Below are 14,378 nucleotides of genomic sequence, written 5' to 3' on the forward strand. Positions count from 1 at the left end.
ACCTACCCCCCAGCTCTGACCGGAGAACCTCCGATGACGATCGCTCCTGAACACCGCACGCTGCTGACGGTGTCGACGCACGCGCGCGGCAAGCGCAGCTCCGTCACGTGCCGTCTCAAGTGCAACGACGCGTGCCTTCACCCCGCTCCCAACGAGAGCGCCAACGAGTACTTCAAGGACGTCGTGAGCTCGGTGCTGTCGCGCCGTGCGATGCTCGGCACGCTGGCGGTCGCCGCCGGTGCCGTGGTGATCGGTGCGCAGGGCGTCGGTGCGCCGTCCGCGGCCGCGGCGACCCTGCCCGAGGGGCGTCTCCCCGGCCACGGTGGTCGCGGCCTGGCCTTCGGTGCGATCGACCCGCAGCCCGCCGACGTCGACGCGCTGGTCGTCCCCGACGGCTACACCTGGGACCCGATCATCCGCTGGGGTGACCCGATCCTCCCGGGCGGGCGCACGTTCGACCCGAACAACCAGTCGCCGGAGCAGCAGGCCAAGCAGTTCGGCTACAACTGCGACTACCTCGACATCCTGCCGTTCGACGTCGGCGACGAGCGCCGCGGCACCCGTGGGCTGCTCGTGTCGAACCAGGAGTACACCAACGCGGCGATCATGTTCCCGCCGACGGCGAAGTACTGGGAGACGGACGCCGCGGGCAACGTCACCACGACGAAGAACGCCTACGCCCGCGCCATCGAGCGCGCCGCGCACGGCATGGCCGTCGTCGAGGTCCGCCGCAAGGCACCCGGCAAGCCCTGGAGCTACCAGCGGATCAGCCCGTTCAACCGCCGCATCCACCTGGACACGGAGTTCGTCGTCGACGGGCCGGCCGCCGGCTCCGACCTGCTCAAGACGTCCGCGGACCCGACGGGCACGCGCGTGTTCGGCACGATGAACAACTGCGCGGGTGGCACCACGCCGTGGGGCACCGTCCTGTCGGGCGAGGAGAACTTCAACGGCTACTTCAAGGCCGCCGGAGTCAACCCGGTCGCCGACGCCCGCTACGGCATCGGCTCGACCACCAGCTACGGCTGGGAGGCCGACGACCCCCGCTTCGGTGGTGGCGCCGGGTTCGAGAACGAGGCCAACCGCTTCGGCTGGATCGTCGAGCTCGACCCGCACGACCCGTCCGCCGCGCCCGTGAAGCACACCGCCATGGGCCGGTTCAAGCACGAGGGCGCCAACGTCACCCTGTCCTACCGCGGCCACGCCGTCGCGTACATGGGCGACGACCAGGCGTTCGACTACGTCTACAAGTTCGTGTCCAAGAACCGTGTGGCCAAGGGTGACTCCCGCTGGGCCCGGAAGCACAACAAGACGCTGCTCTCGGAGGGCGACCTGTTCGTCGCCAAGTTCACGGGCGACTCGCCGGCCGCCGAGATCGACGGCACGGGCGCGGTGCCGTCCGACGGCGCCTTCGACGGCACCGGCGAGTGGCTGCCCCTCGTCAAGGACGGCCGGAGCAAGGTGCCCGGCATGTCCGTCGAGGAGGTGCTGGTCTACACGCGCCTGGCCGCCGACAAGGTCGGCGCCACCAAGATGGACCGCCCGGAGGACGTCGAGATCAGCCCCGTCACGGGCCGCATCTACGTGGCGTGCACCAACAACTCCGGCCGCACCCCGACCAACACGGTCGAGGGCGCCACCGAGGCCAACCCGCGCACCCACAAGGTCGTCGGCGGCGTCACCAACAACGGCAACCGCGACGGCCACGTGGTCGAGATCATCCCCTCGGGCGACCAGACCTCCACCCGATTCACGTGGAACCTGCTGCTCGTCGCGGGCGACCCCGCCGTCGAGGGCACGTACTTCTCGGGTTACCCGAAGGAGCGCGTCTCGCCGATCTCCTGCCCGGACAACCTCGCGTTCGACGCAGAGGGCAACCTCTGGATCTCGACCGACGGCGCGCCGAGCTCCAACGCCATCCAGAAGTGCGACGGCCTGTTCAAGGTGCCGGTCTCGGGCCGCGAGCGCGGGCACGTGCAGCAGTTCCTCTCGGTGCCCGCGGGCGCGGAGACCTGCGGCCCGCTCGTCGACTCACGGGACGGCATGGTCTACGTCAACGTGCAGCACCCGGGCGAGGACGGGACGTACGCCGCGCCGCAGTCGTTCTTCCCCGACTACATCGCGGAGGGTGCGCCGGTCGAGGCCGGCGACTTCCGCGGCCCGCGCCCGACCGTGGTGCAGGTCTACCGCAAGCGCTGACCCACCCCTCCGCCCCCACCGCGAGGTAGAGCGAGCGTCCGTACGCCCGCTCTACCTCGCGGTTTTGGGTTCGCCGAAGTAGAGCCGGTGTCCGACGTACGCTCTACTTCGGCGAACGGGGGACCGCGAGGTAGAGCGTGCGTCTGGCACGTCACACCCGCGGGATGCGATCCGGGCCTCGCGGCGTTCGTAGACTTGATGACCGTGACCACCCCGCCTCCCGATCCCGCACGCACGCCGCTCACGGCGAGCGGTGCGCACGGCGAACTGCCCCGTGAGCCGGACGGCGCGTACCTCGACCACGCCGCGACCACGCCCATGTCGGCCGCGGCGCTCGCGGCGTTCGTGGCCGAGGCGCAGCGCACCGGCAACGCGTCGTCGCTGCACTCGGCGGGGCGCACCGCACGGCGCGCCGTCGAGGAGGCGCGCGAGACGCTCGCGAAGTCCCTGGGCGCGCGGCCGAGCGAGGTCATCTTCACGTCGGGCGGCACCGAGTCGGACAACCTGGCGATCAAGGGCATCTTCTGGGGGCGCCGTGCGCAGGACACGCGCCGCTGCCGGATCCTCGTGTCCGCCGTCGAGCACCACGCCGTGCTCGACCCGGCGTTCTGGCTCGCGGGTCACGCGGGCGCCGAGATAGTGCTCCTGCCCGTCGACGGCGAGGGCCGGCTCGACCTCGACGCCCTGCGCGCCGAGCTCGCCGCCCACGCCGACGAGACGGCCCTGATCAGCGTCATGTGGGCGAACAACGAGGTGGGTACGCTCCAGCCGATCCGCGACGTCGTGCGCGCCGCACGCCCGTACGGCATCCCCGTGCACACTGACGCCGTGCAGGCGGTGGGCCAGGCGGAGGTGTCCTTCGCCGACTCGGGCGTTGACGCCATGACCGTCAGCGGTCACAAGCTGGGCGGCCCCGTGGGCGTCGGCGCCCTGCTCGCGAAGCGTGACCTGGCCCTCGACGCCGTGCTGCACGGCGGCGGCCAGGAGCGCGGCGTGCGCTCCGGGACGCTCGACGCCGCCTCGATAGCCGCCTTCGGCGTCGCCGCACGCCATGCCGTCGAGTGCCTGCCGCAGCGTGCCGCCCGGCTGTCCGCCCTGCGCGACGACCTCGTCGCCCGCGTCCGGGTCGCCGCGCCCTCCGCGGTGCTGCGCGGCCCCGAGCCGACGTCGGGCGACCGGCTGCCCGGCAACGCGCACTTCACCTTCCCGGGCGCCGAGGGCGACTCCCTGCTGTACCTGCTGGACTCGGCGGGGGTGCAGGCGTCCACCGGTTCGGCCTGCCAGGCGGGCGTGCCCCAGCCGTCGCACGTGCTGCTCGCCATGGGCGTCCCCGAGACGGAGGCCCGCGGCGCCCTGCGGTTCACGCTCGGCGCCACGTCCACCGAGTCCGACGTCGACCGGCTGGCCGCCGCGCTGCCCCACGTGGTCGCCCGGGCACAGGCCGCAGGCCTGGTGTCGGGCCGTTCGATCGGAGGCATGTGATGAGGGTGCTCGCGGCCATGTCGGGCGGCGTGGACTCAGCGGTCGCCGCGGCGCTCGCGGTCGAGGCGGGGCACGACGTCGTCGGCGTGCACATGGCGCTGTCCCGGAACCGGGACCAGTTCCGCACGGGTTCCCGCGGCTGCTGCTCCATCGAGGACGCCGGCGACGCCCGCCGCGCGGCCGACGTGCTCGGCATCCCGTACTACGTGTGGGACCTGTCCGAGCGGTTCGAGGACACGGTGGTGGCCGACTTCCTCTCGGAGTACGAGGCCGGCCGCACCCCCAACCCGTGCGTGCGCTGCAACGAGCACATCAAGTTCGAGGCCCTGCTCGACAAGGCGACGGCCCTCGGGTTCGACGCCGTCGCGACCGGTCACTACGCGCGGATCGTCACGCGTGAGGTCGCGCTGCCCGACGGCAGCCTGCGCACCGTGCGCGAGCTGCACCGCTCGCCGAACGACACCAAGGACCAGTCCTACGTGCTGGCCGTCGCCGGGCCCGACCGGCTGGCGCGCGCGATGTTCCCGCTGGGCGGCTTCGCGTCGAAGGACGAGGTGCGCGCCGAGGCCGCGAAGCGCGGCCTGTCGGTCTCGGCCAAGCCTGACTCCTACGACATCTGCTTCGTGGCCGACGGCGACACCCGCGGTTTCCTGCAGTCCCGCCTGGGCTCGCGCCCGGGTTCCGTCGTCGACACCGACGGCGTGGTCGTGGGCGAGCACGACGGCGCGTACGCGTTCACCGTGGGCCAGCGCAAGGGGCTCGGGCTCGGGCGGCCCGCGGCGGACGGCAAGGCGCGGTACGTCGTCGACGTGCAGCCCGCGACGAACACCGTGGTGGTGGGGCCCGCGGAGCTGCTGAGCGTGGACCGGATCGCGGGGGAGAAGGCCCTGTGGTTCGAGGGCGTCCTGGCCCCGACGCCGCTGGCCGAGCCGGCCGGGGCCTCGGCAGATGTGGTCCCGGACGCGGACGGCTGGTTCACGGCCGAGGTCCAGGTCCGCGCGCACGGCGCGCCCGTCCCGGCGCGGGTGCGGTCGATCGTCCCGACCGGTGGCACACAGGGTGACGAGGTCCCGGAGGGTGAGCGACCGGCGGCGACGGACGGATCTCGGCCGGCCGCCCTCGGCATGGAGATCGAGCTGACCGGGGCGCCCCTGAGGGGTGTCGCGCCGGGCCAGTCGGTGGTCGTGTACCGCGGGACGCGTGTGCTCGGCCAGGCGACCGTCTCCCGCGCGTGGCGGGCTCCAGCGCCGCGCTAGCCGCGTCAGCCGCGTCAGGCAGTGCCGCGAGCCCATACATCTGAGAAGGAGACCTGATGACCGCCGTGTCGGGACACGGGCCGTGGCCCGGAGGCGAGCGCGATGTGCTCGAGGCGCAGCAGACGGCGCTCGGCGAGCTCGCCGAGCTGCCGACCGGCGTCGACGCGCTGCCGTTCCTGACGCAGCTCGTGCAGCGTGGTCCGGGCGCCGACGCCCTCGGGCGGACGGCGGTGCGGCTCGCCGAGATGCCCGTCGAGCTGGGGCCCCACGGCTGGAAGCTCACCGACCGGCCGGGGATCGACGCGCGGCGGGCCGAGACGTTCTGGCGTGAGGACCTCGGGGCCCTCGCCATCGCGGCGCACGGCCACACGGGCCCGTTGACCGTCGAGATGCTGGGGCCGTGGACGCTGGCGGCCCAGCTCTGGTCGGCCCGTGAGGACCGCGTCCTCGCGGACATCGGAGCCCGCGCGGACCTGGGTCTCGCGCTCGCCGAGAGCCTGCGCACGCTCGTCGCCGACATCGTCGCCCAGGTCCCCGGCGCAGAGGTGACCGTGCAGCTCGCGGAGCCGCTGCTCGGCCAGGTGCACGCGGGAGTGCTGCCCACGTTCTCCGGGTTCTCGCGGCTGCGGGCGGTGGCAGGGCCCGAGATCGTCGAGGGTCTGGCGCCCGTGCTCGCGGCCGTGCGGGACGCCGGCGCGCGCTCCGTCGTCCACCTGGGCAGCACCTGGGTCGGTGTGCCTGCGGTGGTCCTCGCCGGTGCCGACGCGCTGGGCCTCGACCTGGCCGACGTCGGGCCGGACGGCTGGAACGAGCGGGCCTGGGAGCTGCTGGCCCGCGCGACCGAGCGCGGGACCGGGCTCTGGGCGGGGCTGCCCCCCGCGCAGGTCTCGCAGTGCGCGGGGCCGGCGCTCGGCACGCTCGCCGACCTGGTCGCCGTCCCGTGGCGACGGATCGGCCTGCCCGCGGCGCAGCTCGCCGAGGTGACGCTCCTGGCGGCGCCCCGGCGGTCGCCGGCCTCGGTCGATGCTCACCGCGCGGAGCTGGCGAACCTGGGCCGCGTAGCGGAGAGCCTGTCGGAGAAGGCCGAGGCGTGACGGCTGACCGCCGAAGTAGAGGATGCGTCCACCATCTGCGTATCGCGGTAGCGGACACGCGCTCTACCTCGACGCCAATGTGTCCGTGAAGTAGAGCGTGCGTCCGGACGTCGCTCTGTCGGCCTTGGTCGCTGCGGTCTCGTCGCACAAACCGGTTCGCGACCCGATCGCCGTCGTTCCAGGGCCTGGAGCGTGACCACAGGCCGTGCGTTTTCCACAGCCCGGTCCAGCCTGGCTCCGGTCAAGCATGCTCCCTTGGTGAGACGAGCCGAGTACGCAGAAAACCTGCAAAGAATTGCAAACCTCCAGCGATCCGCCGCGGACGGGTCGCTGGTCACATCCCGGATGTACTCCGCAGATCGAGCGACCGAGCCGGAGGTTCCGGCGAAGATCGAGTACTCCGCACAGGACCGACGGCGCCTCGCTGAGCGTGTGCGGAGCGGTGACCTGGAGCGGATCAGACCAGGTGTACTCATGGTGCCGATCGATGACGGTCTGCGACCGCACGAGGTGTCCGAGCTCGCGACGCTGCGCACCGTGCGAGCCGTGGTCGAGCGCTCACGTTCGTCTCTCTGGGTAAGTCATCAGACTGCCCTGCTCCTGCACGGCTGTTGGACGTTTCGGAGCGGCACGGCGGTCCACGTCACTCATCTCAGCAACCCGAACATCGACCGCGAGCACGAGACGGACATCGTCCGGCACTGGACAAAATTGCCGGGCCGCGACCAGTGCATTCTGGGCGGGATTCCGGTCACGACGCTGGAGCGGAGCTTGGTGGACTCGATCAGGACGCTGGATCCCGACAGCGCGCTCGTCGCTGCAGACTCCGCCTTTCGGCGTGGCGCGAGCACTGTTCTCGTCCAGCGCATCGTCGCCGAGTCCATCGGAAAGCGCGGCATCATCCAAGCACGTGAGACGTTGCGCCAGACAGATCCGCGTTCGGCTTCGCCGGGGGAGTCGATCGTTCGGGCGGCCATGCATCGCGCGAGAGACGTGAATCCGTCTCTTCAGGTCCCGGTCAAGACTCGGATCGGGACATTCTGGGTTGACGTCGGGTGGCCCGATCTCAAGGTCGGCTTCGAGTTCGACGGGGCGGTCAAGTACTCCGGCGGAGCGTTCGGCGATCCGGAGCTGGCCCAGCGGGAGAGGGCTCGCAGGGTGCGCGCACTCGAAGAGGCCGGCTGGTTGATCTTCGAGGTGAAGTGGGCGGACGTCGGAGATCCGGTGAGGCTCGACGCCCTGGTCTACGACGCGTTCCTGCTAGGGCTCGCACACATGCGACGCACCGGCTGAGCGCCGCCCGGACACTTGCTCTACTTCGTGAACGCGACGACGCCGAAGTAGAGCGCCTGTCCGAGAGCGGATCGCGAAGTAGAGCGTGCGTCCGGACACACGCTCTACTTCGCGGATGGGTGTCAGGCCGACAGGCGGTTCCAGAGGAACGTCCAGTGGGTGGCCGCCATGTACGCCGCCTGGGCGTTGTTGGCCGCGCCGCCGTGGCCGCCCTCGATGTTCTCGTAGTACGTCACGTCCTTGCCCGCGGCCAGCATGAGCGCAGCCATCTTGCGGGCGTGGCCGGGGTGCACGCGGTCGTCCTTGGTCGACGTCGTGAACAGCACTGGCGGGTAGTCCCGAGCCGCGTCGAACAGGTGGTACGGCGAGAAGCTCCGCACGAACTCCCAGTCGGAGGTGTCCGGGTCGCCGTACTCGGCCATCCAGGACGCGCCCGCGAGCAGGTGGGAGTACCGCTTCATGTCCAGCAGCGGGACACCCACGATGATCGCCCCGAAGAGCTCCGGGTACTGCGTGAGCATGTTGCCGGCGAGCAGCCCGCCGTTCGACCGGCCCTCCATCCCGAGCCGCGCGGGCGTCGTGATGCCGCGGGCGACGAGGTCGCGCGCGACCGCCGCGAAGTCCTCGTACGCGCGGTGCCGGTTCTCCTTCAGGGCGGCCTGGTGCCAGGCCGGCCCGTACTCGCCGCCACCGCGGATGTTCGCCACGGCGTACACCCCGCCGCGCTCCAGCCACGCGCGTCCGACGGTGCCCGAGTACCCGGGCAGGATCGCGTGCTCGAACCCGCCGTAACCCCACAGCAGCGTGGGCGCAGGCCCGGCCTCGCCCGAGACGAGGTCCGCCCGGCCGACGACGAAGTACGGCACGCGCGTGCCGTCGTCCGACTCCGTGAACTGCTGCCGGACCGCCATCCCGGCCGCCTCGAAGTACGACGGCGCGGACTTGAGCACCTCGGGCGCCGCCGCCGTCTCGCCGGGTCCGGCGACGGTGGTGCGTCCCAGCGTCGACGGCGTCAGGTAGCCGGTGGTGACCACCCAGACGTCGTCCGAGTCGACGACGTCCACCGCGCCGACCCCGACCGTGAGCAGCTCGCCGCCCACCGGAAGCTCGGAGCGTGCCCACTCGCCGCCCGGCGTGGCCACCGTGGGCGGCGTCAGCACGTGCAGCAGGTTCTTCACGTCGTCCAGCACGTTGACCACCAGGTGGTTCCGTGTCCAGGTGATCCCGGCGAGCGACGTCGTCGGCGTCGGCTCGAAGAGGACCGTCAGGTCGCGCGACCCGGCCATGAAGTCGTCGAAGCCGGTGGCGAGCAGGGAGCCCGCGCGGTAGGTCGTGCGGCCGATGGTCCAGTCGTCGCGCAGGCGCACCAGCATCCACTCGCGGTGCAGGCCCACGTTCGCCGAGTCCGGCACGTCGATCTTGGTGAGGGTCTGCTCGGGCGTGCCCACGTCCGTCGCCAGGTACGTCTCGTTCGCGTAGAACCGCAGCGCACGGTGCACCAGGTCCCGTTCGAAGCCCGGGGTGTGCGACCGGGACGCGCTGATGTACATGTCCTGGTCGGTGCCCTCGTAGACGACCGTCGCCTCGGCCAGAGGAGTGCCGCGCAGCCACCGCTTCACCTGACGCGGGTAGCCCGACGGCGTCATCGTGCCCTCGCCGAAGTCCGTGTACACGTAGACCGTGTCGGCGTCGATCCAGGACAGTCCGCCCTTGGCCTGGGCGCGCACGAAGCCGCCCTCGCTCTCGGGCACGAACTGCTTGGTGACGAGGTCGAACTCGCGCGTCACGTCGGAGTCGGAGCCGCCGGGCGACAGGTCGACGAGCGCGTGCCGCCGCGGCTCGCCCGCCGCGAGCTGCTCCGGCGTCGGGCGCAGGACGCTCGCGCCGTGCCAGACCCAGCTCTCGCCCTCCTCGGCGGCGAGGGCGTCGAGGTCGAGGACCGTCTCCCACTCGGGGTCGTCGGTGCGGTAGGAGTCGAGCGTCGTGCGGCGCCACAGGCCGCGCTCGTGCTCGGCGTCCTGCCAGAAGTTGTAGTAGTGCTCGCCGACCTTCGAGACGTGCGGGATCTTGTCGTCCGAGTCGAGGACCTCGCGCACCGCACGCTCGGTCTCGGTGAAGGCGGGACCGCCGAGGACCTGCGCGCTGTGCGCGTTGCGCTCGCGGACCCAGCTCAGGGCGGCCTCTCCGTCGACGTCCTCGAGCCAGGCGAACGGGTCAGTGGCGGGGTCGAGGGGCGTGTCCGGGAGAGCGGTTCGGGGGGCGGTCTTGGTGTGCTCGACGCTCATGGAGAGCACCCTACGCGGCTGGTCCCGGCTCTGGCCGTCGGAGGGCCGGATGCGTCGGACCAGGGGAGTCGTGCCCGGTTTGTACAGTATTGTGCGGCTATTGCGCTACGGGGCTGCCCTATTCCCCAGTGGCACATATTTTCGCTTGTCGCACCACGGTCGTGCCCTTCCACGCGTGGGACGGCCTGTGGTAGAAACTGCAGTCCAGGGGGTTGTTCGCCCCCTCCAGCCGAGTTCGTGGAGCAAGCCGCGGTAACTGCCGTGTCCGGCCTCCCAAACTCTGACGAGACAACTATTAGGGGGATCGGCTCGGTGAGCTCGATGTCTTCTTCTCCTCCGCCGAGCAGGCTGCGCCAGGTCGCACCTTGGGTGTGCGTCGCCGGCGTGCTTGCCTATGTACTCGTAGCACCAGTCCTGTTCACCGCCACCGGGGCCTCGTCCACGTGGCCCGCCTGGCTCGTCGGCATCGCGGCCGTCGGGCTCGCGGTGGCGGCCGCGCTGATCGCCGCGCGGTCCTCACGTGACGACCTCGCCGCGCACGAGGACCTGGTCCTGGCGCACCGCCGGGCCGAGGAGCGTGCGGACGCGGCGTCCCGGGCGCTCGACGCCCTGGCGAACGAGCAGCTGCCCGCGTTCCTCGACAGCGAGCCCGCTCCGCCGCTCCCGCACCTTCCGGGCGACGCGGGTGCCCAGGCCCGTCTGGACGAGGCGGCCGCCATGCTCGCCCGCGTCCAGGAGGAGCGTGTCGCCCGCCGCGACGCCGTCCAGGTCGCCGTGGTCGCCCTGAGCCGCAAGGTCCAGGCCGCCGCGCACCGCATCCAGGAGGAGGCGGCGCGCATGGTCCAGCGCCACCCCACCGACCCGGACATCCTGCAGACCTCCATGCGCGTCGACCACGCCGCGGCCCAGCAGGCCCGTCAGGCGCAGAGCCTCGCGGCGCTGTGCGGCGAGTGGCCGGGCCAGCAGTGGAGCGAGCCGCTCCCGCTGCCCGACGTCGTCAAGGGCGCCGCCAGCCGCATCACGGCGTTCCACCGGGTCGAGGTGTCGGGTGACCCCGGCGTCGCCGTCTCGGCACGCATCGTCGAGCCGCTCATCCACCTCGTGGCCGAGCTGCTGTCCAACGCGACGCAGTCCTCCCCGCCCACCACGCAGGTGCTCGTCTCGCTGCGCCAGGTGCAGCGCGGCGCGGTCGTCGAGATCGACGACTGCGGTGTCGGCCTCGACCTCAAGCAGCTCGAGCAGGCGCGCGACATCGCCTCCGGCAAGCGCGAGATCAGCATCACCGAGCTGGGCGAGATCCCGCAGACCGGCCTGGCCGTCGTCGGCACGTACGCGCGGCGCCACGGCTTCCGCGTCGACGTCACCGAGTCGGTGTACGGCGGCCTGCGCGCCATCGTCATGATCCCGGCGGAGCTCACCGAGGCAGTGGTGCCGTCGGGCATGCTCACGCCGGCGGCGACGCTGCCGAGCGCCGGCTCCCACACCAGCGGGGCCTCCGCACTCGGGTCCCGTCGCAGTGCCACCGCAGTCGCCGAGGCACCGCTCGTGACCGAGCTGCCCAGCGCAAAGCCCGCGGACGACGACGAGTGGCCCGCACCCGCGGCGCCCGACCCGGCGACCGTGGTTCCCGTCGAGCCGCTGAGCGCGCCCGGCGTCGTGGTCGACGAAGAGGAGGAGACGCCCGTGGCCGGTACCCCGGTGCAGGCCCCTGGCGAGCTGCCCCTGCGTCCCGGGCGAGCGCGCCCGGAGGACGACGAGTTCCCCGAGCCGTCTGCGCTCCCGCAGCGGCGATCGCGCCGCGGAGAGGCGGAAGCGACCGACGACCGGACCAAGGCCACGGAGCCCCGTACCGAAGCTCCTGGTCCCACCCAGACGGCCGAGGAGGCCGGTGAGTGGATGGGTGCCTTCTTCAGCTCGACCGAGGCGCAGTTCGGGGACTCACCAGACAGCAGCGAACCGCCGGCTGGAGCCGGTGGACCTTCGGAGGACCGATGACTACGCACGCCGACGGCATGACCAGCACCGACGGTAATAGCTGGATGCTCGAGCTCATCAGTGGTGTACGGGGGGTCAAGCATGTCGTCGTGCTGACCTCCGACGGCCTGATGAAAGTTCGGACGGACCAGACCCCGCTGGACGTGGCCGACAAGGTGGCCGCGGCATGTGCCGGACTTGTGGCGCTGGGGATGGGAATGAGCAGGGAGTTCGGAAACAGCGAGACGATCCGCCAGGTGATGGTCGAGTTCGACGGCGGATTTCTCTTCGTCCGGGGAGCCGGTGACGGCTCGCGTCTCGCGGTCGTCACGGACACGGTGATCGACCCGGCGCTGATTGCCCAGCAGATGCAGGCCCAGGTGCTCATGATCGGGGAGCGCACGCTGGGCACGGAGCGGATCTCCAGCTGACCCCGCCCCGGGCACCGTTTCGGAAAGCACCACCCGAGCCTCGCGAGGCTTGGCCGTACCAGGCACCACCAGCTCGACCGATACCTGACCGACCGACAGGGGGCGAGGGGATGGACACCGAGGAGTACCGCGATCACCCGGTGCGCTCGTACGTGCTCACCTCCGGGCGGGCGCACCCGTCGCGCAACACGCTGCGCCCGGAGACACTTGTACGTGCGGTCGAGAGCCGGCCAGTGCTCTCGACGGCGAGCCGGCTGGAGCGCGAGCTGGTCGAGCTCTGCCGCGGCACGCTAGCGCTGGCCGAGGTGGCTGCCTACCTGCAGCTACCCGTGAGCCTCGTGGCGGTCATGGTCTCGGACCTGGTCGACACGGGGAACCTGACGATTCGTTCCAACCACCAAGCGCACGTCCTGCCCGGCAAGGACATCCTGGAGAAGATTCTCGATGGACTCCGCAAGCTCTGACCGCCCGGCGACCGGGCAGCACCTGGCACCGACCGTCGCGCGGTCGGTCAAGGTGCTGGTGGTGGGTGCCTTCGGCGTGGGCAAGACGACGCTGATCGGTGCGGTGAGCGAGATCGACCCGCTGCGCACCGAGGAGCGCATCACCACGGCGAGCGTCGGCATCGACCCGGGGCAGCCGAACAAGGAGACGACGACGGTCGCGATGGACTTCGGTCGCATCACCGTGACCGACGACATCGCCCTGTACCTGTTCGGCACCCCGGGCCAGCGCCGTTTCTGGGACCTGTGGGCGGGCCTGGCCGACGGCGCGGTCGGTGCGCTGGTCATGATCGACACCCGGCACCTCGAGGACAGCTTCGAGGTGCTTGACCAGCTCGAGCTGCGGACCAAGATCCCGTTCGCGGTGGTCGTCAACCAGTTCCCCGACTCGCCGAACTATCCGCTGGAGCGGGTCCGCGCCGCGCTGGACCTGCTGCCGGAGACCCCGATCGTCGAGTGCGACGCACGCGACCGGCAGTCCGCCGTCCTCACCCTGATCACCCTCGTCGAGCACGCGATGACGTTCCCGGTGTTCCAGAAGGTCAACGCGTGACACTCGCCAACAGACTGCATCTCCGGCTGGAGGACATCTCCGACCGGATGCAGCTGTCGGAGATCACGTCGGCCCGGGATCCGCACAAGCTCTACGAGCAGCTTCGCGACGAGTGGGGTCCGGTCGCACCGATGGACCTGGAGCCCGGCGTCCCCGCCTGGCTCGTCCTCGGGTACGACGAGGCAAGCAGCGTGATGCGCAACGAGCTGCTGTTCTCCCGTAACTCCCGCAACTGGCGCTACGTCCAGGAGCGGTCCCTGCCCGCCGACTCGGGGGTCTTCGCCGCGCTGGCGCCGCGCGAGAGCGCGTACTACCTCGACGGCATGCAGCAGCGACGGCTGCGCGCACCGCTCGACGACGCCCTCGGCGCCATCGACGAGAAGCGCCTGGCCCGTACGGTGGCCGTGACGTGCGAGGCGATCATCGACCGGCTGATGCCCCGTGGCGAGGCGGACCTGGTGAAGGACTACGCCGTCGCGGTCCCCGTGATGGTCATGACCGAGATGTTCGGCATGAGCCTGTCCGACGGGAACCGGATGCACGAGCTCACCGAGGCGGTCTACGCGGGCAGGGAGCAGGCGCGCGCCGCCGCGATGGAGCAGGAGTCCCTGCTGGCCGTGCTCGTGGCGACGCACCGCGCCGAGCCGGGCGAGGACCTGACCACCGCTCTGGTCAACCACCCGAACCACGAGAACGACGTCGAGGTGATGGCCTCGATCGGCGTGATGTTCAGCCTGGGACACGATGCCGAGATCGCGTGGATCGCGAGCACGCTGCACATGATCCTGACCGACCCGGCCTTCGCGGCCCGGGTGCGTCGCGGCCGGCTCGACCTGGACGACGCGCTGGACGAGGTGTCGCGGCGCAACCCGCCCGCCCCGCACGTCCTGCCGCGGTTCGCCCGGCAGGACTGCGAGCTCGGCGGACGCCGGATCGCGTACGGCGACGCCCTCGTGCCCGCCGTCGCCGCGGCGAACGCGGACCGGGCGATCCGGACGGACGACCCGTGGGAGGAGCTGGGCAGCCGGTTCCATCTGACCTGGGGCGCCGGCGCGCACGCCTGCCCCGCCCATCGGATCGGGCCGCTCATCGGCCGTATCGCCGTTGACACCCTGCTGCGCCGGATCCTCGACATGGAGCTGTCGGTCCCGGCGGACTCGCTCAAGATGTCGGCCTCGCCGTGGTCGCGCTACCCGCGCAGGCTGCCCGTCCGGTTCACGACGCCGCTGACCGAGGGCGGCCCGCGCGCCGAGCGCTGACCCGCCTGTCCAGACGGAGGCCGGGCCTGTCGAGGCCTCTCGACAGGCC

At 71.5% G+C, this 14,378-nt stretch carries 11 protein-coding genes; 10 read left to right on the plus strand and 1 reads right to left on the minus strand.

Going from position 1 to position 14,378, the window contains the following annotated elements; genetic code table 11:
* Positions 1 to 33 precede the first annotated feature (33 nt).
* The 5 genes from ACFWE2_RS10620 (at position 34) to ACFWE2_RS10640 (ending at position 7,324) form a co-directional block, all read left to right on the plus strand.
* On the plus strand, positions 34 to 2,199 hold the full coding sequence (locus tag ACFWE2_RS10620; protein WP_377224190.1) for a PhoX family protein: 2,166 nt from the start codon (positions 34 to 36) through the stop codon (positions 2,197 to 2,199).
* Positions 2,200 to 2,397: 198 nt separating this feature from the next.
* The gene (locus ACFWE2_RS10625; RefSeq protein WP_377224191.1) at positions 2,398 to 3,681 is read left to right on the plus strand and encodes a cysteine desulfurase family protein; all 1,284 of its coding nucleotides are present in this window, start codon (positions 2,398 to 2,400) and stop codon (positions 3,679 to 3,681) included.
* Complete coding sequence (gene mnmA, locus ACFWE2_RS10630) at positions 3,681 to 4,937, plus strand: tRNA 2-thiouridine(34) synthase MnmA (RefSeq protein ID WP_377224192.1); 1,257 nt, start codon at positions 3,681 to 3,683, stop codon at positions 4,935 to 4,937. Before ACFWE2_RS10625 ends, mnmA begins: the two co-directional genes overlap by 1 nt.
* Positions 4,938 to 4,993: 56 nt before the next feature.
* Positions 4,994 to 6,031 (plus strand): hypothetical protein, encoded by a 1,038-nt coding sequence (locus tag ACFWE2_RS10635; protein WP_377224193.1) that lies wholly within the window; start codon positions 4,994 to 4,996, stop codon positions 6,029 to 6,031.
* Positions 6,032 to 6,289: 258 nt separating this feature from the next.
* Entirely contained in the window at positions 6,290 to 7,324 is a 1,035-nt protein-coding gene (locus tag ACFWE2_RS10640) for a hypothetical protein (RefSeq protein WP_377224194.1), read from the plus strand.
* A gap of 122 nt (positions 7,325 to 7,446) precedes the next feature.
* On the opposite strand, the gene ACFWE2_RS10645 is transcribed toward ACFWE2_RS10640, so the two are convergent.
* Positions 7,447 to 9,609, minus strand: coding sequence for a prolyl oligopeptidase family protein (locus ACFWE2_RS10645; RefSeq protein WP_377224195.1), 2,163 nt, complete (start codon positions 9,607 to 9,609; stop codon positions 7,447 to 7,449).
* A 321-nt stretch (positions 9,610 to 9,930) separates the two neighbouring features.
* On the opposite strand from ACFWE2_RS10645, the gene ACFWE2_RS10650 reads away from it, so the two are divergent.
* From ACFWE2_RS10650 to ACFWE2_RS10670, 5 genes are all read left to right on the plus strand, one after another.
* Positions 9,931 to 11,604 carry an ATP-binding protein gene (locus tag ACFWE2_RS10650; RefSeq protein ID WP_377224196.1) on the plus strand — a complete coding sequence of 558 codons (1,674 nt, stop codon included), beginning with the start codon at positions 9,931 to 9,933 and terminating at the stop codon, positions 11,602 to 11,604.
* 17 nt (positions 11,605 to 11,621) lie between these two features.
* On the plus strand, positions 11,622 to 12,014 hold the full coding sequence (locus ACFWE2_RS10655) for a roadblock/LC7 domain-containing protein (RefSeq protein WP_377224197.1): 393 nt from the start codon (positions 11,622 to 11,624) through the stop codon (positions 12,012 to 12,014).
* Between the two features lie 110 nt (positions 12,015 to 12,124).
* Entirely contained in the window at positions 12,125 to 12,478 is a 354-nt protein-coding gene (locus ACFWE2_RS10660; RefSeq protein WP_275005546.1) for a DUF742 domain-containing protein, read from the plus strand.
* Positions 12,479 to 12,533: 55 nt separating this feature from the next.
* A complete protein-coding gene (locus ACFWE2_RS10665) occupies positions 12,534 to 13,070 on the plus strand; it encodes an ATP/GTP-binding protein (RefSeq protein ID WP_377142342.1) in 537 nt (178 codons plus the stop codon).
* Positions 13,067 to 14,329, plus strand: a complete 1,263-nt coding sequence (locus ACFWE2_RS10670; RefSeq protein ID WP_377224198.1) for a cytochrome P450 — start codon at positions 13,067 to 13,069, stop codon at positions 14,327 to 14,329. The genes ACFWE2_RS10665 and ACFWE2_RS10670 overlap by 4 nt, the downstream gene beginning before the upstream one ends.
* Positions 14,330 to 14,378 lie beyond the last annotated feature (49 nt).

Origin of the sequence: Promicromonospora sp. NPDC060271 (genome assembly GCF_042726755.1) — a bacterium.
Taxonomy (GTDB): domain Bacteria; phylum Actinomycetota; class Actinomycetes; order Actinomycetales; family Cellulomonadaceae; genus Promicromonospora.

Coding starts and splice junctions, on each gene's coding strand:
- ACFWE2_RS10650 (WP_377224196.1), top strand. CDS start 9,931: ATGTCTTCTTCTCCTCCGCCGAGCAGGCTGCGCCAGGTCGCACCTTGG.
- ACFWE2_RS10625 (WP_377224191.1), top strand. CDS start 2,398: ATGACCGTGACCACCCCGCCTCCCGATCCCGCACGCACGCCGCTCACG.
- ACFWE2_RS10635 (WP_377224193.1), top strand. CDS start 4,994: ATGACCGCCGTGTCGGGACACGGGCCGTGGCCCGGAGGCGAGCGCGAT.
- ACFWE2_RS10620 (WP_377224190.1), top strand. CDS start 34: ATGACGATCGCTCCTGAACACCGCACGCTGCTGACGGTGTCGACGCAC.
- mnmA (WP_377224192.1), top strand. CDS start 3,681: ATGAGGGTGCTCGCGGCCATGTCGGGCGGCGTGGACTCAGCGGTCGCC.
- ACFWE2_RS10660 (WP_275005546.1), top strand. CDS start 12,125: ATGGACACCGAGGAGTACCGCGATCACCCGGTGCGCTCGTACGTGCTC.
- ACFWE2_RS10655 (WP_377224197.1), top strand. CDS start 11,622: ATGACCAGCACCGACGGTAATAGCTGGATGCTCGAGCTCATCAGTGGT.
- ACFWE2_RS10645 (WP_377224195.1), bottom strand. CDS start 9,609: ATGAGCGTCGAGCACACCAAGACCGCCCCCCGAACCGCTCTCCCGGAC.